Annotated in this window: 22 protein-coding genes and 1 rRNA gene; 2 read left to right on the top strand and 21 right to left on the bottom strand. The window is 37.4% G+C overall.

Translation table 11 applies throughout. From position 1 onward, the window contains the following. Positions 1–84: 84 nt before the first annotated feature. From ACVBAX_RS23590 to metG, 11 genes are all read right to left on the bottom strand, one after another. Entirely contained in the window at positions 85–459 is a 375-nt protein-coding gene (locus ACVBAX_RS23590; protein ID WP_447119261.1) for a RidA family protein, read from the bottom strand. Continuing rightward, positions 456–1,292: a pur operon repressor gene (purR, locus tag ACVBAX_RS23585; RefSeq protein ID WP_430777080.1), complete on the bottom strand. Its 837-nt coding sequence runs from the start codon at positions 1,290–1,292 to the stop codon at positions 456–458. The genes ACVBAX_RS23590 and purR overlap by 4 nt, the downstream gene beginning before the upstream one ends. A gap of 55 nt (positions 1,293–1,347) precedes the next feature. Beyond that, complete coding sequence (gene ispE, locus ACVBAX_RS23580; RefSeq protein ID WP_430777079.1) at positions 1,348–2,217, bottom strand: 4-(cytidine 5'-diphospho)-2-C-methyl-D-erythritol kinase; 870 nt, start codon at positions 2,215–2,217, stop codon at positions 1,348–1,350. 176 nt (positions 2,218–2,393) lie between these two features. Further along, positions 2,394–2,570 carry a small, acid-soluble spore protein, alpha/beta type gene (locus ACVBAX_RS23575; RefSeq protein WP_447119259.1) on the bottom strand — a complete coding sequence of 59 codons (177 nt, stop codon included), beginning with the start codon at positions 2,568–2,570 and terminating at the stop codon, positions 2,394–2,396. Positions 2,571–2,748: 178 nt separating this feature from the next. Further along, positions 2,749–3,012: a biofilm formation stimulator Veg gene (veg, locus tag ACVBAX_RS23570; protein ID WP_066059266.1), complete on the bottom strand. Its 264-nt coding sequence runs from the start codon at positions 3,010–3,012 to the stop codon at positions 2,749–2,751. A 556-nt stretch (positions 3,013–3,568) separates the two neighbouring features. After that, on the bottom strand, positions 3,569–4,447 hold the full coding sequence (gene yabG, locus ACVBAX_RS23565) for a sporulation peptidase YabG (RefSeq protein WP_447119257.1): 879 nt from the start codon (positions 4,445–4,447) through the stop codon (positions 3,569–3,571). A 266-nt stretch (positions 4,448–4,713) separates the two neighbouring features. Further along, positions 4,714–5,592, bottom strand: coding sequence for a 16S rRNA (adenine(1518)-N(6)/adenine(1519)-N(6))-dimethyltransferase RsmA (rsmA, locus tag ACVBAX_RS23560; RefSeq protein ID WP_447119255.1), 879 nt, complete (start codon positions 5,590–5,592; stop codon positions 4,714–4,716). Further along, positions 5,585–6,145: a ribonuclease M5 gene (rnmV, locus tag ACVBAX_RS23555; RefSeq protein ID WP_447119253.1), complete on the bottom strand. Its 561-nt coding sequence runs from the start codon at positions 6,143–6,145 to the stop codon at positions 5,585–5,587. The genes rsmA and rnmV overlap by 8 nt, the downstream gene beginning before the upstream one ends. 178 nt (positions 6,146–6,323) lie before the next feature. After that, on the bottom strand, positions 6,324–7,508 hold the full coding sequence (locus tag ACVBAX_RS23550) for a ubiquitin-like domain-containing protein (RefSeq protein WP_447119304.1): 1,185 nt from the start codon (positions 7,506–7,508) through the stop codon (positions 6,324–6,326). Between the two features lie 240 nt (positions 7,509–7,748). Further along, entirely contained in the window at positions 7,749–8,516 is a 768-nt protein-coding gene (locus ACVBAX_RS23545) for a TatD family hydrolase (RefSeq protein ID WP_447119251.1), read from the bottom strand. 182 nt (positions 8,517–8,698) lie between these two features. Beyond that, positions 8,699–10,657 carry a methionine--tRNA ligase gene (gene metG, locus ACVBAX_RS23540; protein ID WP_447119249.1) on the bottom strand — a complete coding sequence of 653 codons (1,959 nt, stop codon included), beginning with the start codon at positions 10,655–10,657 and terminating at the stop codon, positions 8,699–8,701. A gap of 458 nt (positions 10,658–11,115) precedes the next feature. Between metG and ACVBAX_RS23535 the strand changes: the two genes are divergently transcribed. After that, a complete protein-coding gene (locus ACVBAX_RS23535; protein WP_066059282.1) occupies positions 11,116–11,400 on the top strand; it encodes an AbrB/MazE/SpoVT family DNA-binding domain-containing protein in 285 nt (94 codons plus the stop codon). A 38-nt stretch (positions 11,401–11,438) separates the two neighbouring features. On the opposite strand, the gene rsmI is transcribed toward ACVBAX_RS23535, so the two are convergent. From rsmI to ACVBAX_RS23490, 9 genes are all read right to left on the bottom strand, one after another. After that, the gene (gene rsmI / locus ACVBAX_RS23530; protein ID WP_447119247.1) at positions 11,439–12,314 is read right to left on the bottom strand and encodes a 16S rRNA (cytidine(1402)-2'-O)-methyltransferase; all 876 of its coding nucleotides are present in this window, start codon (positions 12,312–12,314) and stop codon (positions 11,439–11,441) included. Further along, positions 12,292–13,077: a tRNA1(Val) (adenine(37)-N6)-methyltransferase gene (locus ACVBAX_RS23525; protein WP_447119245.1), complete on the bottom strand. Its 786-nt coding sequence runs from the start codon at positions 13,075–13,077 to the stop codon at positions 12,292–12,294. Before ACVBAX_RS23525 ends, rsmI begins: the two co-directional genes overlap by 23 nt. A gap of 70 nt (positions 13,078–13,147) precedes the next feature. After that, positions 13,148–13,525, bottom strand: coding sequence for a DNA replication initiation control protein YabA (gene yabA, locus ACVBAX_RS23520; protein ID WP_119706197.1), 378 nt, complete (start codon positions 13,523–13,525; stop codon positions 13,148–13,150). A gap of 31 nt (positions 13,526–13,556) precedes the next feature. After that, entirely contained in the window at positions 13,557–14,366 is an 810-nt protein-coding gene (locus ACVBAX_RS23515) for a PSP1 domain-containing protein (protein ID WP_160549850.1), read from the bottom strand. Further along, positions 14,359–15,366: a DNA polymerase III subunit delta' gene (gene holB / locus ACVBAX_RS23510; RefSeq protein ID WP_447119242.1), complete on the bottom strand. Its 1,008-nt coding sequence runs from the start codon at positions 15,364–15,366 to the stop codon at positions 14,359–14,361. The genes ACVBAX_RS23515 and holB overlap by 8 nt, the downstream gene beginning before the upstream one ends. Positions 15,367–15,378: 12 nt before the next feature. Beyond that, positions 15,379–15,819: a YaaR family protein gene (locus tag ACVBAX_RS23505; RefSeq protein WP_447119240.1), complete on the bottom strand. Its 441-nt coding sequence runs from the start codon at positions 15,817–15,819 to the stop codon at positions 15,379–15,381. Positions 15,820–15,833: 14 nt separating this feature from the next. After that, positions 15,834–16,163: a cyclic-di-AMP receptor gene (locus tag ACVBAX_RS23500; RefSeq protein WP_119706193.1), complete on the bottom strand. Its 330-nt coding sequence runs from the start codon at positions 16,161–16,163 to the stop codon at positions 15,834–15,836. Positions 16,164–16,324: 161 nt separating this feature from the next. Continuing rightward, positions 16,325–16,960: a dTMP kinase gene (gene tmk / locus ACVBAX_RS23495; RefSeq protein ID WP_447119238.1), complete on the bottom strand. Its 636-nt coding sequence runs from the start codon at positions 16,958–16,960 to the stop codon at positions 16,325–16,327. Positions 16,961–16,987: 27 nt separating this feature from the next. Further along, entirely contained in the window at positions 16,988–18,418 is a 1,431-nt protein-coding gene (locus ACVBAX_RS23490) for an aminotransferase class I/II-fold pyridoxal phosphate-dependent enzyme (RefSeq protein ID WP_447119236.1), read from the bottom strand. 232 nt (positions 18,419–18,650) lie between these two features. Here ACVBAX_RS23490 and ACVBAX_RS23485 point away from each other — a divergent pair, with 232 nt between their 5' ends. After that, on the top strand, positions 18,651–18,842 hold the full coding sequence (locus ACVBAX_RS23485; protein WP_430777111.1) for a sigma factor G inhibitor Gin: 192 nt from the start codon (positions 18,651–18,653) through the stop codon (positions 18,840–18,842). 92 nt (positions 18,843–18,934) lie between these two features. Here ACVBAX_RS23485 and rrf read toward each other — a convergent pair. Then, positions 18,935–19,041, bottom strand: a 5S ribosomal RNA gene (gene rrf / locus ACVBAX_RS23480); the annotation flags it as partial.

Raw genomic sequence — 19,041 nt, 5'->3', positions numbered from 1 at the left:
ATTCGATTTTTTTTGAAAAATTAGTCAAAATTATGGACGAATTTGTAGTTTCTTAGAAAATATCTCATAAAAAAAACACTCGTCTTATTTGACGAGTGCAATTACTTCGATTTCTACTAATACATCCTTCGGCAATCTTGCTACTTCCACACAAGAACGAGCTGGTTTATGTACCGAAAAATATTCCCCATACACTTCATTTACTGCTGCAAAATCATCCATGTTTTTAATAAATACAGTTGCCTTTACTACTGTTTCTAAAGAAGCTCCTGCCTCTTTCAGGACGGCCTTTAAGTTTTTAAATACTTGATGCGTTTGTTCTTTTACATCTCCTTGTAGTAAATCACCCTCGGCTGTTAAAGGAATCTGACCAGAGCTAAAAAACATATTGTTTACCACGATGCCTTGAGAATACGGCCCGATAGCTGCAGGTGCTTGATTTGTTTGAACTACTTTCATACTAATTCCTCCTGTTTATGTAAAAAATAATTTCCTTCATTCACTTGGATTTGCTTTTCTTTTACATCTACATCCGAAAGCTTTACTAAGGATAAATAATCATCCACTAGTCTCTCTTCGATTTTTTCTGCTTCCACCAGTACGGCAATTCCAGCTAAATTAGCATTAAACTCATTCAACATACTAATCATTCCGTTAACCGTTCCGCCTGCTTTCATAAAATCATCAACAATTAAAACGTTAGCTCCTTGATCCATGCTACGTTTTGACAGAACCATCGTTTGAATTCTTCCTGTTGAGCCAGACACGTAGTTAATACTTACGGTTGAACCTTCCGTTACTTTATTATCTCTGCGCACGATAACAACCGGCACATTTAAATGACTTGCTACTGCATAAGCCAAAGGAATCCCCTTCGTTGCAACTGTCATAACAAGATCAATTTTTTCTTCTGTAAAAGCAGAAGCAAGCAAGCGACCAGCCTTTTGAACAATAGCTGGATCTCCTAATATATCTGTCATATAAAGATATCCACCTGGTAATAACCGATCAGGATCGGCTATTAGGCCGCATAATTCGTTAATAATTGGCCTTGCTTCCTCATCTGATACTTTTACGGTAAACTTTACACCACCTGATGCTCCAGGAACCGTTTTCAGCGTTCCAATTCCTCTCTTCTCAAAAGTCTCTTTTATGATTGCTAAATCTTCACTTATGGATGATTTAGCGGAACCATACCTTTCTGAAAAGAAAGAAAGTGAAACTAATTGCTGGGGGTGCTCAAGCAAATAATTCGTCATATCTACTAACCTTTCGCTTCGACGAAACTTCATAATAGACCTCCCATATCCGAATGTTTTAACGATAATATACCATTAATGTACGGATTTAATCAAGGGTATGGCGTTCTCCTAGCATACGTACAGCAAAAACCTGGTCACAAAATCCTCTCAACCCATTGTACAATCGGTGCATTCTTGAATCATGGTGAACAAGGGCAAAAACAGTTGGACCACTTCCACTCATCAAGACCGCATCTGCACCAAATCGTTGCATTTGATCCTTGATTTGAGCAACCTCTGGATAGAGCTTCAGAGTGACATCCTCTAACACATTTCCAACATTGCCACAAACACCTTCGAAGCTTCCTTCCTTAATCGCCTCGACCATTGCAGGAAGGTTTGGATGACTTATTCCACTTAATTCAAGCCTTCTGTACACATCTGCTGTTGAAACACCAATAAAGGGCTTTGCTAAAACTACCCAACAAGTAGGAGGTGGAGGAAGTTGTGTAATCTTTTCTCCACGTCCTTTTGCTAACGCTGTTCCACCGTAAACACAAAAAGACACATCCGACCCAATCTCAGAACCTAACTCTGCAAGCTCGTCCAATGTTAAGTTCAGTTTCCAAAGCTTGTTTAATCCTCTTAAAGTTGCCGCTGCATCACTGCTTCCACCAGCTAAACCTGCCGCAACAGGGATATTTTTCTCAATAGAAATATGAACCCCAGCTTTCACTTGAAATCTTTCTTTCAATAGCTTTGCTGCTTGAAAGGCTAGATTTCTTTGATCGTCCGGAACAAACCGATTTTGAGAATTAATTCGAATGGTATCCTCTTCTAAAAAGGTTAATTCGACTCGATCAGCAAGGTCTATCGTTGTCATGATCATTTCTACTTCATGAAACCCATCCGATCGTTTATGTAATACGTCTAACGATAAATTGATTTTTGCAGGAGCTTTTATTAGAAGCTTCAACATCTCCACCTACTTTAAACATTCTCTCTAGTCCATTTTTGTCCTATTTTACCACAAAACGATAAAAGTAAGACCTCTCCACACAAAAAAGCCGGAGAATCAGTTTTCTCCGGCTTCTGTCGCAATGAATTCGAATTGTTAGTTAACTCTCGCATGAAGTAAAAAGGTTGCTGCTTTTAGCGCTTTTCCGTTAACTGCCGTTGCGCTATTTCAATCGCACGCTTGACCATGTTGCCAGCATCTTTTGCTTTAATGCCGCCCCAACCCTCTTTTTGAACGACATCATAGAACCCTAGCTCCTTCGCTAGTTCCTCTTTAAACCCTTCTGACATCATCCCTCTTCTTCTGCTCACGATTAACATCCCCTTTCTTCATCACGACACTCTTATTATGTTGAAGTGGTTAGAAATTCATTAGCTTTTAGAGAAAATTTGATTAAATATATGTATAGTTTTTAAAAGAAAATATAAAATAAAAAACAAATTAAAAAGCAGCAAACCAAAGTTCACTGCTTACACGATAAGGACAACCTTAACTTAGTGCCATTTGTCCTGTTGTATCTTCATAGAAGGTAATTTGAACCGTCTCTGTTAAAACGTCTGCATAGCTGTACGATACACGTTCGAAAGCATTTTCTTCTTGATCTAACTCAATTACAAACACAGATGGATACGTTTCTGCAAGAATTCCGTATCTTTCAATCGTCTTTCTTCGACCACCATTGGCCTTGAGCAAAAGTCTTTTTCCTAAATTTGAATCAAGAGCTTTTTTAATATCAACCAAAGTTTTTGCCATTCGGTCCACCTCACTATGTAAAGTATAACACATTTACACTGTATAGTCAAACAAAATAATAAATTATAACAGTGTTTAAAAATAAAAGTCAATATTTTTTGTTCAGCATTTTCTTCTAATTTTCAACATTTTTAGGATTACCTATTTATTTTGAAATATGTACCGAATTTTGAAACAAAAAAACACCGTTCAATTTTGGTACCTTAGATGCGCAACATAATCAATTAAAACATAAGCGGAGTTTTTCCGTTAGACTCCAGAATAGGGTTTAGTTCGGGGGATATAAGCGGAGTTTTTCCGATTAAGCAAAGCAAAATTATTCATTTTCAAGTTTTTCGAGTCAATAGTCGGAATCCTTCCGTCTATTTTAGCTATATTCAGTGCATTTTCCTAATTAAGAGAAATTTCTCCGCTTATTTATCAAACTCTGAGTTACGGACGCATTGTCAAAAAGGATTAGAGATAGTTCCATCTCTAATCCTTTTTGACTGTGGAGTTTATGAGATTTGCCGTTTTGCACTTCACAAGTAAACCTATTATAATTTCAAACCGAATCTCATTCATGATTGCCTTTGTTATAAGGCATACCCGTTCGTAGTACGCCTTTTGTTTCGATTCCTCCGAGTCCTTTTTCTCCCGTTAACGTATTTCTTAATACATCCCATACGTTAATTCTCTCCATAAACGGAGTAAAGGAAATTTTAGCTACAATATAGACAGGGTCAAGGGCGTGTATGTTAACTCTTGAAGGGGAACTTGCAAAGTTAGCACCTGCTTGAATCAATGATTCAAAATGGGACTGACAGGCTCCTGCAAATATGACCAACTGGTCGAGATGAGGGAACTTCTTTCTGGCCTCTCTTACTGTTTGAACAAAGTGCTTTGAATGCCGATATGCATTGATATCCGTAGGTTTCCCCTTGGACTTTGAATAGGCATCATGCCCTGTTATAACGAGGATATCTGGACGATAGTAATCGATCAATGCCCCTATTTTATTAGGCATTTCTTTTTCGTTTACATGTATGCCTGTTACTGGTACTCCTATTTTTTCATATAAAGTTAAGCACTTTTGCAAATAGGAAGGATCGCCATCAAGATGTAACACTTTGCCTGGCACTTGAAAATAATTAAACGGCTTACTATAACCTTCAGTTACCTCAAACTCCTGTTTAAACTGCAAAAGGTCTACATCCTGCCGAAAAAACTGGTAAGATTGTTCCTCTAGTGTTTGATACTCCGAAGCTACTTTTGATCGGGTGTTTTGATCAATCATGACCAAATCTTCATAGGGTGCATCAGCAATTAGTCGAAAATCCTCCCCATATAATATAGCAAGCTTCTTTCCCTTTTCTTCTCGTATATCTATAACCCGAAAGATAATATCACAATTATACGAAACTCTCCCAACGACATCCAAAAGGTTGATCGTCAATGTAGTCACTCCAATTAGCCCAAAAAAAACAGAGCATTCAAATAGAATAATTCTTAATTATCCTATGCACGTAGCTTAAAAGTCGTGATATATAGAAAAGCGGAAGCGCCTTGTTTAGCCCCGACAAACATAAGACGAATCGCGCAGGAAGGCCTGCCTTCTGGAGTGATTTGGCTTATGACCTAGAGGGGCTAGGCGCTGGAGCTAGACAGAGTTCAAAATAAATAACGTAATTCCCATTAAAAAAGACCCTCAGTGGGGTCTTTTTAAGCAAAATGGTCGAGCAAAGCATCGCTAAGTTGAGCAAACTCAGCAATCGACAATGTCTCTCCTCTTCTAGAAGGCTCAATTTCAGCTTTTTCAAGCGCCTGCAATATCTTGTCCTTTTTAATCTTTCCGTCGGGTAGTTGGCTTGTTAAGTTGTTTAAAATCGTTTTCCTACGCTGAGCGAAGCTAGCTCTTGTTACTTGAAAGAAAAAGTCTTCATTTCGAACTTTAACTACAGGCTCTTGCCTAACGGTTAATCGAATAACCGCAGAATCCACATTTGGTTGAGGCATGAAGACAGTTTTCGGTACAACCATCACCGTCTCCGCTTCCGTATAATATTGGACAGCAATTGAAAGAGAGCCATATTCCTTCCCACCAGGTTTCGCAGCAATTCGGTCGGCTACTTCTTTCTGAAGCATACAAACAATCCCTCTAATTGGGAGTTTCTCCTCTAATAACTTCATAATAATCGGAGTGGTTACGTAGTATGGTAGATTGGCTACAACCATGATGTCTTCTATGCCTTCAAACTGCTCCTCAATAACTTCCTTTACATTTGCTTTTAACACATCTTCATGAATAATCGTTGTGTTCGGATAGGGAGCTAGTGTCTCTTTTAGAATCGGTAGCAATCGCTGGTCAATTTCAAACGCAACCACCTTTTCACTATTTCTTGCTAACTGCTCTGTCAATGCCCCAATCCCTGGCCCAATTTCAATGGCTCCGGACTGTTCGGTTAAATTAGCGTGATCAACAATTCTTTTTAAAATATTGGTATCAATCAAGAAGTTTTGACCTAAGCTTTTTTTGAAAGAAAAACCAAACTTCTTTAGTATTTCCTGTGTCCTTACAGGGGTAGCGATATCTTTATTCATCTGTTTCCTCCTGAAAAATAACGGCTAGTGCTTTAGAGAACTCTGTTTTACTTATTTGAAACATCAGCAGTCGCTTATAAAGTTGCTTTCCATTTGTATACCCAATCGAAAGAAGTTTACCGAGTTTCTCTCGCCTCTCCTTTGCCTTTGGCCCACCGATTAGACCTGCTGTTAGCAAATCCTCTTGAGTAATCTGTACTTCTACTTCTTCCTTCATAAGGTGAGCATGGCGAAGAGCCTTTCGAATCTCTTCTACTGAAGCGTGTTCAACACCAACACCCTTCCCTCGTTTATGTAGCGCATTCTCCTTTGGGATAAAGGCATGCTTGCAATTTGGTACATGCTCAGCGATTGTTTGTCTTATTTTTTGACCAGGATAGTCTGGATCAGTAAAAACAATAACTCCCCTTGTCTGTTGGGCCCTTCTTATCTTATTGATGGTATCCTCATTTAACGCAGAACCATTTGTTTCAATTGTATCAGCATCTACAGCCCTTTGAATGGCTGTCGTATCGTCTTTACCTTCCACAACGATAATTTCCTGTATCTTCATAAACTCCTCCCAATACACATACCATTAAATAAACAGTCTTTCTGAAAAAAAATTAAAATAATTGAAATAAAAATGAAACATTCTTGCTACTTAATTCGTCTATATAGTATAAACCAATTGTAATGAAAAGCGGACAAAAACACAAAAAAGCAGAGGGCAGCCCCCCTGCATAAATGAATTAGTTAAGAATTTTAATTTTAACCGTTTTACGACCCCAACGATAGGCATCTGCTTTCGACGCAAAAAACACATCGATTTTATTTCCCTTAATTGCTGTCCCTTTATCGGAAGCAACTGCATAGCCGTAGCCTTCTACATACACCTTTGTTCCTAGTGGAATAACACTTGGGTCGACGGCAATAACCTTCGCTCCTGGATTAGCATGAAGGTTTAATCCCGTTGCAGTAATGCCAGAGCAGCCATTACAACTTGCTGTATAAGCAGTGGATGTAACAAAAAACTCCTTGCTCACACTGTCACTACCACGTGATACGGTTTGGGTACTAACCTTTGTTCCTACCGCTACAACCTTATCTTGCTTCTCTTTAACCTGTGTTTCTTTTAGAAGTGTTCTAGAGACTTCTTTTCCATTCTCTAATACTACCTCATACTCCTTTGTCTTCAATCCTTCTTGACCCGGAGTTACTACCTTTTCTGTGCCCTTTGATAGATTACTATCATTTTTTGTAACAACTGCAAAATGAATCGGTTCTTCCACTACATCGGTGACTTTTTCAACCCTAATGATGCTAACAACAGCATCTTTCTGAATAACTGAGTCTTTTTCAGGCTCTACACGGTCTAGTTCTCCTAGAGTGATTCCTTGTTGTAGTAAAAAGTCAGCGACCGTAGTCGAAGTAGTAGTCCATGCTTCTTCTTCTGTACCACCGTTATTTAACTTGAATGGAAACGCAATGTTTACTTCAATGTCCATATCCTTCTTGATTGCAGTGTCTAAATCAGGTGTAACCTTATCGTGCTCAGTAAGTGTAATTTCTTGTTCCTTTAGGAACTCTTCTACAGTATCCGCTGTAGACCAAACTGCTTTTTTCTCGGTGTCTTTTACCATTTGGACCTGTTTAGCAGGGTTATAAACAACTTCTAAGTTGTCTTTAACCTTTGTGTTTGCCGAGGGAAACACATAGTCTTCTGAACGAAGAGCGATGTCAAGTTCGTCGAAAATATCTTCAATTGTGGCTGCGTGTGTCTTGATGATACGTTCTTGGCCATCCATTGTCATGGTAACAGTTTCCTTGGTGGATTCATAAACCGTAAATCCAGTAGCTGTTGTCAAAACTATGAAACTAGCAGAGATAATGGCCCACTTCTTTGTCCTCAAAGACCTAGAAAACAGGTTTTTCATGTTTTGGATCACGATGAAAAACGCCCCCTTTTCTCTCGGAGTGATTATATAAAGTATCTTAGCGCCTGTCAACCCTCAGGATTTTCCTCTGAACGTATTCCCTATTATGACTAATAGAGTTCAAAAAAGAAAGAGAGAGTTGTCGACATGGTTATCCTATGAGAGAAAGGAGACATGTAGAACTTTTTAGAAAAAGAAAAGATTTGGACAAGCTTTTATTTTATTCGACAGGTTTCCTTATCAATTTATGCCGAATAATATTTTTGCATTTTCTGTTGTAACCTGTGAAACTTCCTCGTAGCTAAGACCCTTTAGTTCAGCAATTTGTTCCGCAACTAACTTCACATAACTTGGTTCATTTCTTTTCCCTCTATATGGATGTGGGGCAAGATACGGGCAATCTGTTTCGATTAAAAGCTTATTTAACGGAATCTCTTGTGCCACTTCTTTCGGCTTTTTCGCATTTTTAAATGTAACCGGTCCACCTAGGGATATATAGAAGTTCATTTCCACACATTCCTTTGCGACCTCCACACTTCCACTAAAACAATGCATAATGCCCCCTACCTCAGCCGCTTTTTCTTCTTTTAAAATGGTAACAATATCCGCTGTTGCCTCTCGGTTGTGAATGACAATAGGCAGTTTCAGCTTTTTAGCTAACTGTATTTGTTTTCTAAATACATCTTGTTGTACGTCTTTTGGTGACTTATCCCAGTAATAATCAAGTCCCATTTCCCCAATAGCTACAACTTTAGGATGTTTTGCAAGCTCTTCAATCCACACCAAGTCTTCATCACGCATATCAATCGCATCAACAGGATGCCATCCAATACTTGCATAGATAAAATCATATTCTTCAATTAATTCCATTGCTTTTAAAATGGTTGGTCGATCGAATCCTACAACCACCATATTTTGGACACCTTCCAGCCTTGCTCGGTCAATTACCTCATTTAAATCTTCTGAAAATTGTTCTGCGTTTAAATGTACATGCGTATCAAATAACATTTATTTCCTCCAATATTATTTTTCTGTTACATATATATTATTTGTTTCTCAACTATTAAATCTATTAATCCCACTCACTGATTCCTTATTTTAACAGAAAGATAAGAAAAACATAGGAATGAGCCATGTGTATTGTTACACGTGAAACATTTCTATGTTTTATCTTAGTATGCCTTTATTCCTTATTTTACTTTCGCTCCTAGCGGAAGAGAGTCACTCACTGTGGCTAATGACATAATTCCATCCTTTTGACCTGCAAGAATCATTCCCTGGGACAATTCACCACGTAATTTTACCGGCTTTAAATTCGTAACACAGATGACTCTTTGTCCAACTAAATCTTCTGGTTTATAAAATTGAGCAATTCCCGAAACTACCTGCCTACGTTCAAAACCAAGATCTAACTGTAGCTTTAACAGCTTATCCGCTTTTTTAATCGGCTCTGCTTCTACTACTTGTGCTACTCGTAAGTCAACCTTCATAAAGTCATCAATCGTGATTTCCTCAACCTCTGGAATTTCTTCTGCTTTGGGTTCTTCTACAGCAGGCTTCACAGAAGATTGCATTTTTTCTTTAATAAAGGATACCTCTTCTTGGATATCAAGTCGCGGAAAAATAGGTTCACCTTTCTCCACCTTTGTACCTTCTGGAATCATCCCGAATTTTTCGAGACTTTCCCAGGACTGAAGACTACTTTCTATAATAGAAAGCTGTTTAAATATTGCTTTTGGTGTCTTTGTTAGGAATGGCTGAAGCAATATAGCCACTCGTCTAAGTGTTTCAGCTAAATGAACCATAACACTTGCTAACTCATCTTTTTTCTCCTCGTCTTTTGCTAAAGCCCAAGGTGATGTTTCATCAATAAATTTATTAGTTCGGCTAACTAACTGCCAAAGTGCTGTAAGAGCAACTGAAAACTCCATCTTTTCCATTGCTTCTTCATACTTTTTCACCGTTTCCTCATTTACTTGAAGTAGCTGTCCTTCGAATTCTCCCTTTGAACCTTGGTACATTGGAATCGTTCCATCAAAATACTTATTGATCATAGCAACTGTACGATTCAATAGGTTTCCTAAATCATTCGCTAAATCAAAGTTAATTCTTTCAACAAACCCTTCAGGTGTAAACACCCCATCTGCTCCAAATGGAACTTCTCTTAGTAAATAGTAACGAAGGGAATCAAGTCCATAACGGTCAATTAATGTAACTGGATCTACCACATTGCCTTTAGACTTAGACATTTTCCCATCTTTCATAAGAAGCCAACCGTGAGCGAACACCTTTTTAGGAAGTGGAAGATCTAACGCCATGAGCATAATTGGCCAATAGATGGTATGGAATCGAACAATCTCCTTCCCAACTAAATGTACGTCCGCTGGCCAATAGGTTTCATATTTAGAAGCATTCTCGGTGCCGTAGCCTAAAGCAGTAATATAATTGGACAAAGCGTCAATCCATACATAAATAACATGCTTAGGATTACCTGGTACCTTAACACCCCAGTCAAACGTCGTTCTCGATACGGCAAGATCCTCTAATCCTGGTTTAATAAAGTTATTAATCATCTCATTCTTACGAGACTCAGGTTGAATGAAACCAGGGTTTTCTTCATAATATTGCAACAGGCGATCCGCATACTTACTTACTTTAAAGAAGTAAGATTCTTCTTTCACCTTTTCTACAGATCTACCACAGTCTGGACAGTTCCCTTCATTAAGTTGTCTTTCAGTAAAGAAAGATTCACATGGAGTACAGTACATACCTTCATATTGATCAAGATAAATATCCCCTTGTTCAAGAAGTTGAGAAAATATCTTCTCAACCACCATTTTATGTCTGTCTTGTGTCGTTCGAATAAAATCATCATACGAAATATCAAGCTTCTTCCAAAGTTCCTGAATTCCAGCGACAATATCATCAACGTATGCTTGAGGAGTAATTCCTTGTTCCTCTGCCTTGCGTTGAATTTTCTGACCATGTTCGTCTGTACCCGTTAAATACATTACATCAAACCCACGTAACCTCTTATAACGAGCCATCGCATCTCCAGCTACCGTTGTATATGCATGTCCAATATGTAAGTTTCCACTAGGATAATAAATTGGTGTTGTTAAATAAAATGTCTTTCTCTTCTCACCCAAATCACTCACTCCTCATCCGATTATCATTCTGAATCGAGTCACTTCTTATACTCGTCAGCATAACCTCTTATCTCATCAAAATATACCTAATTATGAAGAAATGTGCAATATAATCAACTATTTAGCCTTTTCCACTTACCCCTACCGTTTATACCTACTTTCATATAACAACGTTTGTTGGTTCTTGTCGAATGATGTATTAAATTACAAGCATTTGTCGACATACGTTTTTTCATTATTTCTTATAAAAAACTTAAAAAACATTCTAACATACCTTAAGAACGTTGATGTACCAATGTTCTTTCACTTCTAATATTTTCTAATTTAATCAGATATAAAGTTATTGACGTTTTTGGGAATGGCTGGTATTATAAAAACATAAAAGAAATTTGTCGAATAATGACGAATAAGAGATAGAAAAAATAAATAAAATGGAGATTTGAGAGGAGCTAAAAAATATGAAATCTACTGGTATTGTTCGTAAAGTTGATGAGCTTGGTCGTGTAGTTATTCCTATTGAATTAAGACGTACACTTGGTATTGCAGAAAAGGATGCATTAGAAATTTACGTTGACGATGAGCGTATCATCCTTAAAAAATACAAGCCAAATATGACTTGCCAAGTAACTGGTGAAGTTTCTGATGATAATATCACACTAGCAGGCGGAAAGTTAATTCTTAGCCGTGAAGGTGCAGAACAACTACTTCAAGAAATCCAAAACAACTTTCAAGTATCTAAATAATTTCAACAAAAAGCTTCTCAGATAAAGAGAAGCTTTTTTTATTCTTGAATATGATAAGCCTGATACACTTCACGCTTCTGTAAATGTCGATCCTTTGCAACTTCCTTAATAGCTTCTTTAGATGATTGTCCTTTAACAGAAATATAATGCTCTACATGATCGAGAATAGATAAACTCTCCCACCAGCTTTCTTCTACTGTTGCTTCTTCCTTGTTTCCTTCTATTATTAAACAAAATTCTCCACGCACTTCTCCATGATTGGCCCATTCCACCAATTCAGAGGTAGTCCCTCTAATGAATTCCTCAAACTTTTTTGTTAATTCTCTACATATGGTCATCTGTCGGTTTCCTAAAATCTCCTCGATTTGCTGAAGTGTTTCTTTCAACCGATGTGGTGACTCATAAAAGATCATTGTCGCTTGTTGATTTTTTAGTAATTCCAACTCTTTTTTTCTATCCTTTTTCTGTCTTGATAAAAATCCATAAAAGTAAAAGGGCTGTGTTTGTATACCTGATGCTATAAGCGAAGTTAATGCCGCATTAGCTCCTGGTAAAGGGACAACTGCAATCTGTTCATGGGTTGCTTCCACTACCAGTTCATAACCAGGATCTGAAATGGTTGGCATTCCTGCATCACTAACAAGAGCAATCTTTGCTCCTCCCTTTAGCTTTTCGATTAATTTTGCTCCACTTACCATCCGGTTATGCTCATGGTAACTAACAATTGGTGTATCTATTTCAAAGTGATTACATAGCCTTTTTGTATTTCTAGTGTCTTCTGCTGCTATGAAATCTGCCTCTTTCATCATTCTAACGGCCCTAAAACTCATATCCTCTAAATTCCCAATGGGAGTAGGAACCAAATATAAAATCCCTTTATTCTCCTCATTTTCAAAGCTTTTTTGTTCCCACATGTAGACCACCCACTTCCGCTTTTCCTTCATTTTCTCCATACAATATTTCTTTCATTTCATCAGTATATTCGTTGTTGTCACGGTAGACAAACATGGGAGGAAGTACTTTTAAATCTGGGCTTCCGTCCTTGATTGCCTCTACTAATAATATATTGGCTTCTTTTCCAACCTTTGGATAAACAAACTGTACTCGCTTAGGTTCTAAATGGTATTGTCTCATTAAAGTCACGATATCTAACAGTCGTCCTGGGCGATGAACAAATGCGACCTTTCCGCCTTGGCGAACAAGCTGACTAGATACAGAAATGGCATCTTCTAGAGTACATAGGATTTCGTGTCTGGCAATCGCTAAATGCTCATTCTCATTTCTCTCTTCTTTTCCATCAGTTAAAAAGTAAGGAGGATTGCATGTAACTGCATCAAATTTCCCATGACCAAGACGCTTTGGCATTTCCTTAATATCTCCATGGATCATCTCAATTTGCTGATCAAGGTGATTATATTGAACACTTCTTACCGCCATATCGTATAGACGTTCCTGTATTTCTACTCCCGTTATTTTCCCCTTTGTTCTTGTACTTAAAAATAGGGGAATCACTCCATTTCCACTACATAAATCAATAACATTTCCTTTTTGGATAGGCATATAAGCGAATCTTGCTAATAATACAGCATCTAGAGAGAATGAAAAAACTGTTGGACTTTGGATAATCCGAAGGTCCTCAGCTAATAAATAATCCAAACGTTCGTCGCCTTTTAACATATCGTTTTGTCCTCCTACCTCAATTCCTTTATTCTCCGAAAAAAAGGCCCCCTTGTCAAAGGAGACCCTCTTATTTTTTATTTAAAAAGGATAAGCAGAACAAACAGTCATCCTTTCTAGGACTTCCAAAGTGAAGATTACAGATATGAAATCCTTCTTGATAAAGGCGAGCAAGGTTATCATATCCTTCACCTATATCAACAATTTTTTCGTTCTGAGTCTCCTCTGCTTTTTTACCTTTTTTGCTTTTACTTACTTTTGGTTGCTGTTGCCTCTCGATGGATGTTCGATCAAGGTGTTTCCTTAAGTGCTCATTCTCTAGCTTTAAGGAGTTATTTTCTTCAAGCGTTTCAGCTAAATGTTTCTTTAACTCACCTAATTGCTTATATAGATGCCCAATTTGTGCTTCCATATTGCTTACTGAATCAAAAATTTCTTTTTTATTCACGCCTTCCACCTCATTAATCTGTGGATTGAATCTATACAGCGCCTTCCTTTAATATTTCATCGAGAGTATATTCGAGGACACGCTCATGATCAGCCAGTTCAACCTGGAGTACTCTTTCCAGTATATTTAACCCTACTACACGACCAGGACCTTGTGGTGTAGTGATGACTTGACCTAAATCAGGTAGTAGCTCTTTTGCAGACTCATATTCATCATTTTCGTATTTTAAACAGCACATAAGACGTCCGCATAACCCTGAGATTTTTGTTGGGTTTAATGAGAGATTTTGATCTTTTGCCATTTTTATAGAAACCGGATCAAAATCACCTAGAAAGCTTGAACAGCATAGCATTCTACCACACGGACCAATACCGCCAAGCATTTTTGCTTCATCTCTAACACCAATTTGACGAAGTTCAATTCTTGTACGGAATATAGCCGCTAAATCTTTTACAAGCTCACGGAAGTCAACCCGACCATCAGCTGTAAAATAAAAAATCACTTTATTTCGGTCAAATGTATATTCAACATCCACTAGTTTCATATCCAGTTGATGTGTAGATACTTTTTCACAGCAAACATCGTATGCTTCCTTTGCCGCAAAACGATTTTCTTCAACAATTAAACGATCCTTTTGATCAGCAATTCTAAGGACTTTCTTAAGAGGAAGCACAACATCATGCTCATCAACCTGTTTCGGAGCAATGACCACCTTGCCATACTCGACTCCTCTTACTGTTTCAACAATAACAAATTCATCCTTTTGAATTGAGAGATCACCGGGATCAAAATAATATATTTTACCCGCTTTTTTAAAGCGTACTCCAACTACATTATACAAATGAAGATCCCTCCTGCAATCGTAACACCAGCTCTTCCATTAGGAGCTGGGGATTCATATTGGCTTGCAGCTTTCTTTTTGCCTCCAATATACTAGATAATCCATCTGCAACTTGCCTTCCTGAAGCATGGAGAGCATATTGCTGCAGACGGGTCATTTCACTGACATAAACGACTTGATTTGATTTCTCAAGCTGTAAATATAGTAAATCTTTATATAATAGAAGAAGTAAGTCTAAACCTTGATCAAACTGTTCTTTTTCTTTAAAGTGTAAAAACCATTCCTCTTGAAGCAACACCAAAGCTTCGAGTGGGTTCTTTTTTAGCACTTCATATAATTTTAACACTATTTTTTGAGCTTGTGCAAACCAATCGTTATGACTTAGCTCCAAAGCCTCATCTAAATTATTGGTAAGTTGGGCAATTATAGGAGCTTTTGTTCTTTCTACCCCATGTTCATCCAATTTTTTTATTAATATAGCAGGAGAGAAGGGCTGGAATTTAATAATCTGACAACGAGACAATATAGTAGGGAGCATTTTCTGAGATCCCTCGGTTAATAAAATAGCTGTTGTCTCTGAATGCGGCTCTTCTAAAAACTTTAGCAAACTATTGGCTGCATTCCCTGTCATTCTATCCGCATGCACAATAATGTACATTTTTTTCTTTGATTCCACGCCTGTTTTGGAGAATTCCTCTTGTAAATCTTGAATTTGCTTTTTCTTTATCGAAAGCCCATCTGGCTCTAACAAATGGAGATCTGGGTGATTACCGCTAGTAATCCTTTTACAATTACTACATGAATCACATGGGATATAGTTGTCGATAGGACTTGAGCAGAAAAGGCTTTTAGCTAATAAATAACTAGCTTCTTTTTTTCCGATTCCTCTCATACCTTCGAACAGATAGGCATGAGCTAACCTGTCCTTTTGTATACTGTTTATTAATAGCTTCCCAACCATTGGCTGCACTTGATCCATCTCATCCCAAGTTTTAAGCATCGTCTCACTCACTTACGTATATAAATTAATTAAAAGACCTTTTATTTCACCTATTTTACCTAACAAATCAATAGAGTTTTCTTCCTTTTCAAGTACTCCCTCGGTTAACTCCACTAACTTTTCATCGATCGTCTCAACAATTTTCAACGATCTTCCTTGTCCGTACTGATTCCAGCTATGTGACTGCTTTAAGTCCATGCCAAAATCAACTGCTTCCTTCACAAACCTTTTGACTAATGTCTTATACTTTGAAAGGTCTTTGAATGTTCTTGACCTCGATAATCTTTCACCCGCACTTTCAATATCCTTTAGGAGGTTTTGAAGTTGGCCGATTTGCATTTTTTGATCCTGTTTTTGGACGAGCTCATTAAATTTTAAACTAGTGTTTGTCGCTGCCTTTTGTTCGGATCGAATCTTATCTGTATTTAAACGCATATCCTGATTAATCTTCATAGATGACCTCGCTATTAAAAGTGATGGAACTGCTCAACAGGTAAAACAAAAACTGTGGCTCCTCCTACTTCTACCTCCACTGGAAATGGAACATAGGAATCTGCATTCCCTCCCATTGGAGAAACAGGAGCCACCATCTGGTCTCTTGATTTACAATTATCCTTTATAATCTGCAAGGCTTTCTCTACACGTATATCTTCCGTTCCAATCATAAAGGTAGTATTCCCCGATTTCAAGAATCCTCCTGTAGTTGCAAGTTTTGTTGCCCGAAAATTATTATCAACTAAAGCATTGGATAACCGGTTACTATCTTGATCCTGCACGACTGCTAAAATTAATTTCATATCATCCACCCCTTAGCGGTATAATATATTCTGAATTATTACCTTTATTATAACAGGTAATTAGCGTTGTACCATGCTCTAACCTATAATCTAAAATAGGAAATTCAAGGATTACTTTACTAAAAAAATAAAGTGCCTTAACTTGTAAGACACTTTCCCTCTTATTCTTTATCTAACACTTCTAATAAGTTATTTAAAGCCTGCTGAAAAACATGTTCTACAGACTGTGATGCATCAATCATTATGATTCTATCCTTATACCGCTCTAGCAGGAGATAATATCCTTCTCTCACTTTTTCATGAAAATGAAGTTCTTCCAAATCAAGTCTATTTACTTCTCTTCCTTTATGTTGGCCAATTCGGTTCAAACCAATTTCAGGATCAATATCAAAATAAAAAGTAGTATCTGGCATCCTTCCTTCAATGGCAAAGTGATTAATGCTATATACTTCATCTATCCCTAGTCCCCTTGCATACCCTTGATATGCTAATGAACTATCAATAAATCGATCACATAAAACGATAGATCCTTCTTGTAAATGCGGCAATACCTTTTCAACTAAATGCTGACGTCTTGCTGCTGCATATAGTAATGCTTCTGTTCGCGCATCCATGGCTGTATTTTCTTTATTCAAAATTACTTCCCGAATTTGCTCAGCAATCGGAATGCCGCCTGGTTCCCTCGTTACTATAACCTTCATACCTCGTTCGATTAATGCGGTTGCTAGCATTCCAATAATGGTTGTTTTCCCAGCACCTTCTGGACCCTCTATTGTAATAAATAAACCCTTACTCATAATACCCTCCAACTAATTCACTTGTTTCTAATGATAAAATACCTTTAAGTTGTGATTCTTTATATTTTCTCCACCTTGAAATCTCGATCCAGCCTCTAATAAGTTGTGTATCTGCAAAATATCTTCACTTTTTATTAATTCCCCTGGTAATATTAACGGTATACCAGGAGGATAAGGAATAATACTCTCTGCACATACTCGTCCACTTGCCTCTGATAAAGGAATAATTTCTACTTTCTTTTTTTGCTGTTCCTTATATGACATTTGTAAAGTTGAAATAGAAGGTCCTTTAGTTAACTTCCGTAAGTTCCTTTCAGAGGTTTCTTCATCCCCAATTCCTTTTTTTATTGCACACCATACTTCCTCTATAGGATAGAAATCTCCTCTTTTTAAGAGTGGGAAAATAAAAAGTACATTATGCTCATCTGCTAACTCTGTAAAGATTCCAAACTCCTCTAATTTTGACTGCAGGTCAAAACCAGTTAAAGATGTTCTTGATTGTATCGTTACTTTTAAAGGATCTCCTTCACCTTTATAAGTGAGAAGCTTAATAGATGGAATCCCATTCAACTTTTCTCTAAACTGAGAGATCATTTGAAGAGTATAGTGTAAGTCTTCTTCCTCATATGTTGCAATATACTTTCTAGCAAGGTCAAGAGAAGCCATAATAGGATAAGATGGACTACTAGATTGTAACATACGGAGAAACAGCTTTAACTTACCCAAGTCAACCCTTTCACTATTGTAATGCAAGTAGGATCCCATGGTCATTGCTGGCAATGTCTTATGTGCAGATTGTACGACCACATCTGCACCTAGTTCTGTAGCACTCATTGGAAACCCCTTGCTTCTTTTAAAATGGGCGCCATGTGCTTCATCCACTAAAACCATAATGTTGTGTTCATGGCAAAAAGTGATAATCTCCTTTAGGTTAGTTACCATTCCATAATAGTTGGGATATGTAACAATTAGTGCTTTAACCTGAGGATAGTCCTTTACTGCTTCTTTAATGCTAATTAATGTTATTCCTCCGGCTACTTGCCAGTCTGTGTCAAACTCCGGGGTTATAAATATCGGGTTTGCATTGGCCAAGCCCAGCCCGTTCATGATTGATTTATGACAATTCCTTTGAACAAGAACGTCATCTCCTTCACCTACAGCTGAAAGGATCATAGCCAAATTTCCACTCGTTGAACCATTTATAAGAAAGAAACTTTTTTTCACCTCATAATAATCAGCCAACAAAGTTTCTGCTTCAAGAATGGCCTCACTAGGAGAATGTAAATCATCCAAACCTGATAGTTCGGTTACATCGACAGTCAAAATATTTTGGTATACCGGATGAGCTTCTTTTAAAAACACCTCTCCATTTTTATGCCCTGGGACATGATAGGAAATTGCTTTTTTATTTTTATGTTGGATTAATGCATCATATAGTGGGGTGTGTTTTTGATTCACATGACATCCCTCTTATCTTTTTCGAGTATCATACTTGTCTATTTTAACAAACTAGTCCTTTTTATTCTTATTTATTTTTTAAAAGTACTCATGTAGACATACAACGATTTACTTATCATACATAAAATAGTATTCAACCAATCTATCGAAAAGATTATTCGAAAAATTGTATACAAATAGTGGATCTTGGTAACAATAGGTGTATGGAGGTGGAGTTATTTTGGAACCGATTATGGCTATAAAACAGCTGGGGGAAATTTGTGTTGTTTGTGAGCAGTCCAAACCGAAAGGAATACATCTATACACTTCATTTATTTGCGTGGAATGTGAACGAAGTTTAGTGGCTACGCCAACAACAGACCCAAAATATAAATATTATATATCAAAACTTAGAAAAATTAATATGCCCGAGATTTTCTCCTAATATATGAACTAGTGAAAAAGTACCTTGATAGGTGCTTTTTTATCTAATTATGAATAAACAAAAAAAGCACCCACTCAGGTGCTTTTTTCTTTGCCTAGCGACGTCCTACTCTCACAGAGGGAAACCCTCAACTACCATCGGCGCTGAAAAGCTTAACTTCCGTGTTCGGTATGGGAACGGGTGTGACCTTTTCGCTATC

The organism is Robertmurraya sp. GLU-23, from assembly GCF_052983275.1.
This window is presented reverse-complemented; position numbering and strand designations above follow the sequence as displayed.

Coding starts and splice junctions, on each gene's coding strand:
- ACVBAX_RS23590 (WP_447119261.1), bottom strand. CDS start 459: ATGAAAGTAGTTCAAACAAATCAAGCACCTGCAGCTATCGGGCCGTAT.
- purR (WP_430777080.1), bottom strand. CDS start 1,292: ATGAAGTTTCGTCGAAGCGAAAGGTTAGTAGATATGACGAATTATTTG.
- veg (WP_066059266.1), bottom strand. CDS start 3,012: ATGGCAAAAACTTTGGTTGATATTAAAAAAGCTCTTGATTCAAATTTA.
- rsmA (WP_447119255.1), bottom strand. CDS start 5,592: ATGAATAAAGATATCGCTACCCCTGTAAGGACACAGGAAATACTAAAG.
- rnmV (WP_447119253.1), bottom strand. CDS start 6,145: ATGAAGATACAGGAAATTATCGTTGTGGAAGGTAAAGACGATACGACA.
- ACVBAX_RS23550 (WP_447119304.1), bottom strand. CDS start 7,508: ATGAAAAACCTGTTTTCTAGGTCTTTGAGGACAAAGAAGTGGGCCATT.
- ACVBAX_RS23545 (WP_447119251.1), bottom strand. CDS start 8,516: ATGTTATTTGATACGCATGTACATTTAAACGCAGAACAATTTTCAGAA.
- ACVBAX_RS23535 (WP_066059282.1), top strand. CDS start 11,116: ATGAAATCTACTGGTATTGTTCGTAAAGTTGATGAGCTTGGTCGTGTA.
- rsmI (WP_447119247.1), bottom strand. CDS start 12,314: ATGTGGGAACAAAAAAGCTTTGAAAATGAGGAGAATAAAGGGATTTTA.
- ACVBAX_RS23525 (WP_447119245.1), bottom strand. CDS start 13,077: ATGTTAAAAGGCGACGAACGTTTGGATTATTTATTAGCTGAGGACCTT.
- holB (WP_447119242.1), bottom strand. CDS start 15,366: ATGCTTAAAACTTGGGATGAGATGGATCAAGTGCAGCCAATGGTTGGG.
- ACVBAX_RS23505 (WP_447119240.1), bottom strand. CDS start 15,819: ATGAAGATTAATCAGGATATGCGTTTAAATACAGATAAGATTCGATCC.
- ACVBAX_RS23500 (WP_119706193.1), bottom strand. CDS start 16,163: ATGAAATTAATTTTAGCAGTCGTGCAGGATCAAGATAGTAACCGGTTA.
- tmk (WP_447119238.1), bottom strand. CDS start 16,960: ATGAGTAAGGGTTTATTTATTACAATAGAGGGTCCAGAAGGTGCTGGG.
- ACVBAX_RS23485 (WP_430777111.1), top strand. CDS start 18,651: ATGGCTATAAAACAGCTGGGGGAAATTTGTGTTGTTTGTGAGCAGTCC.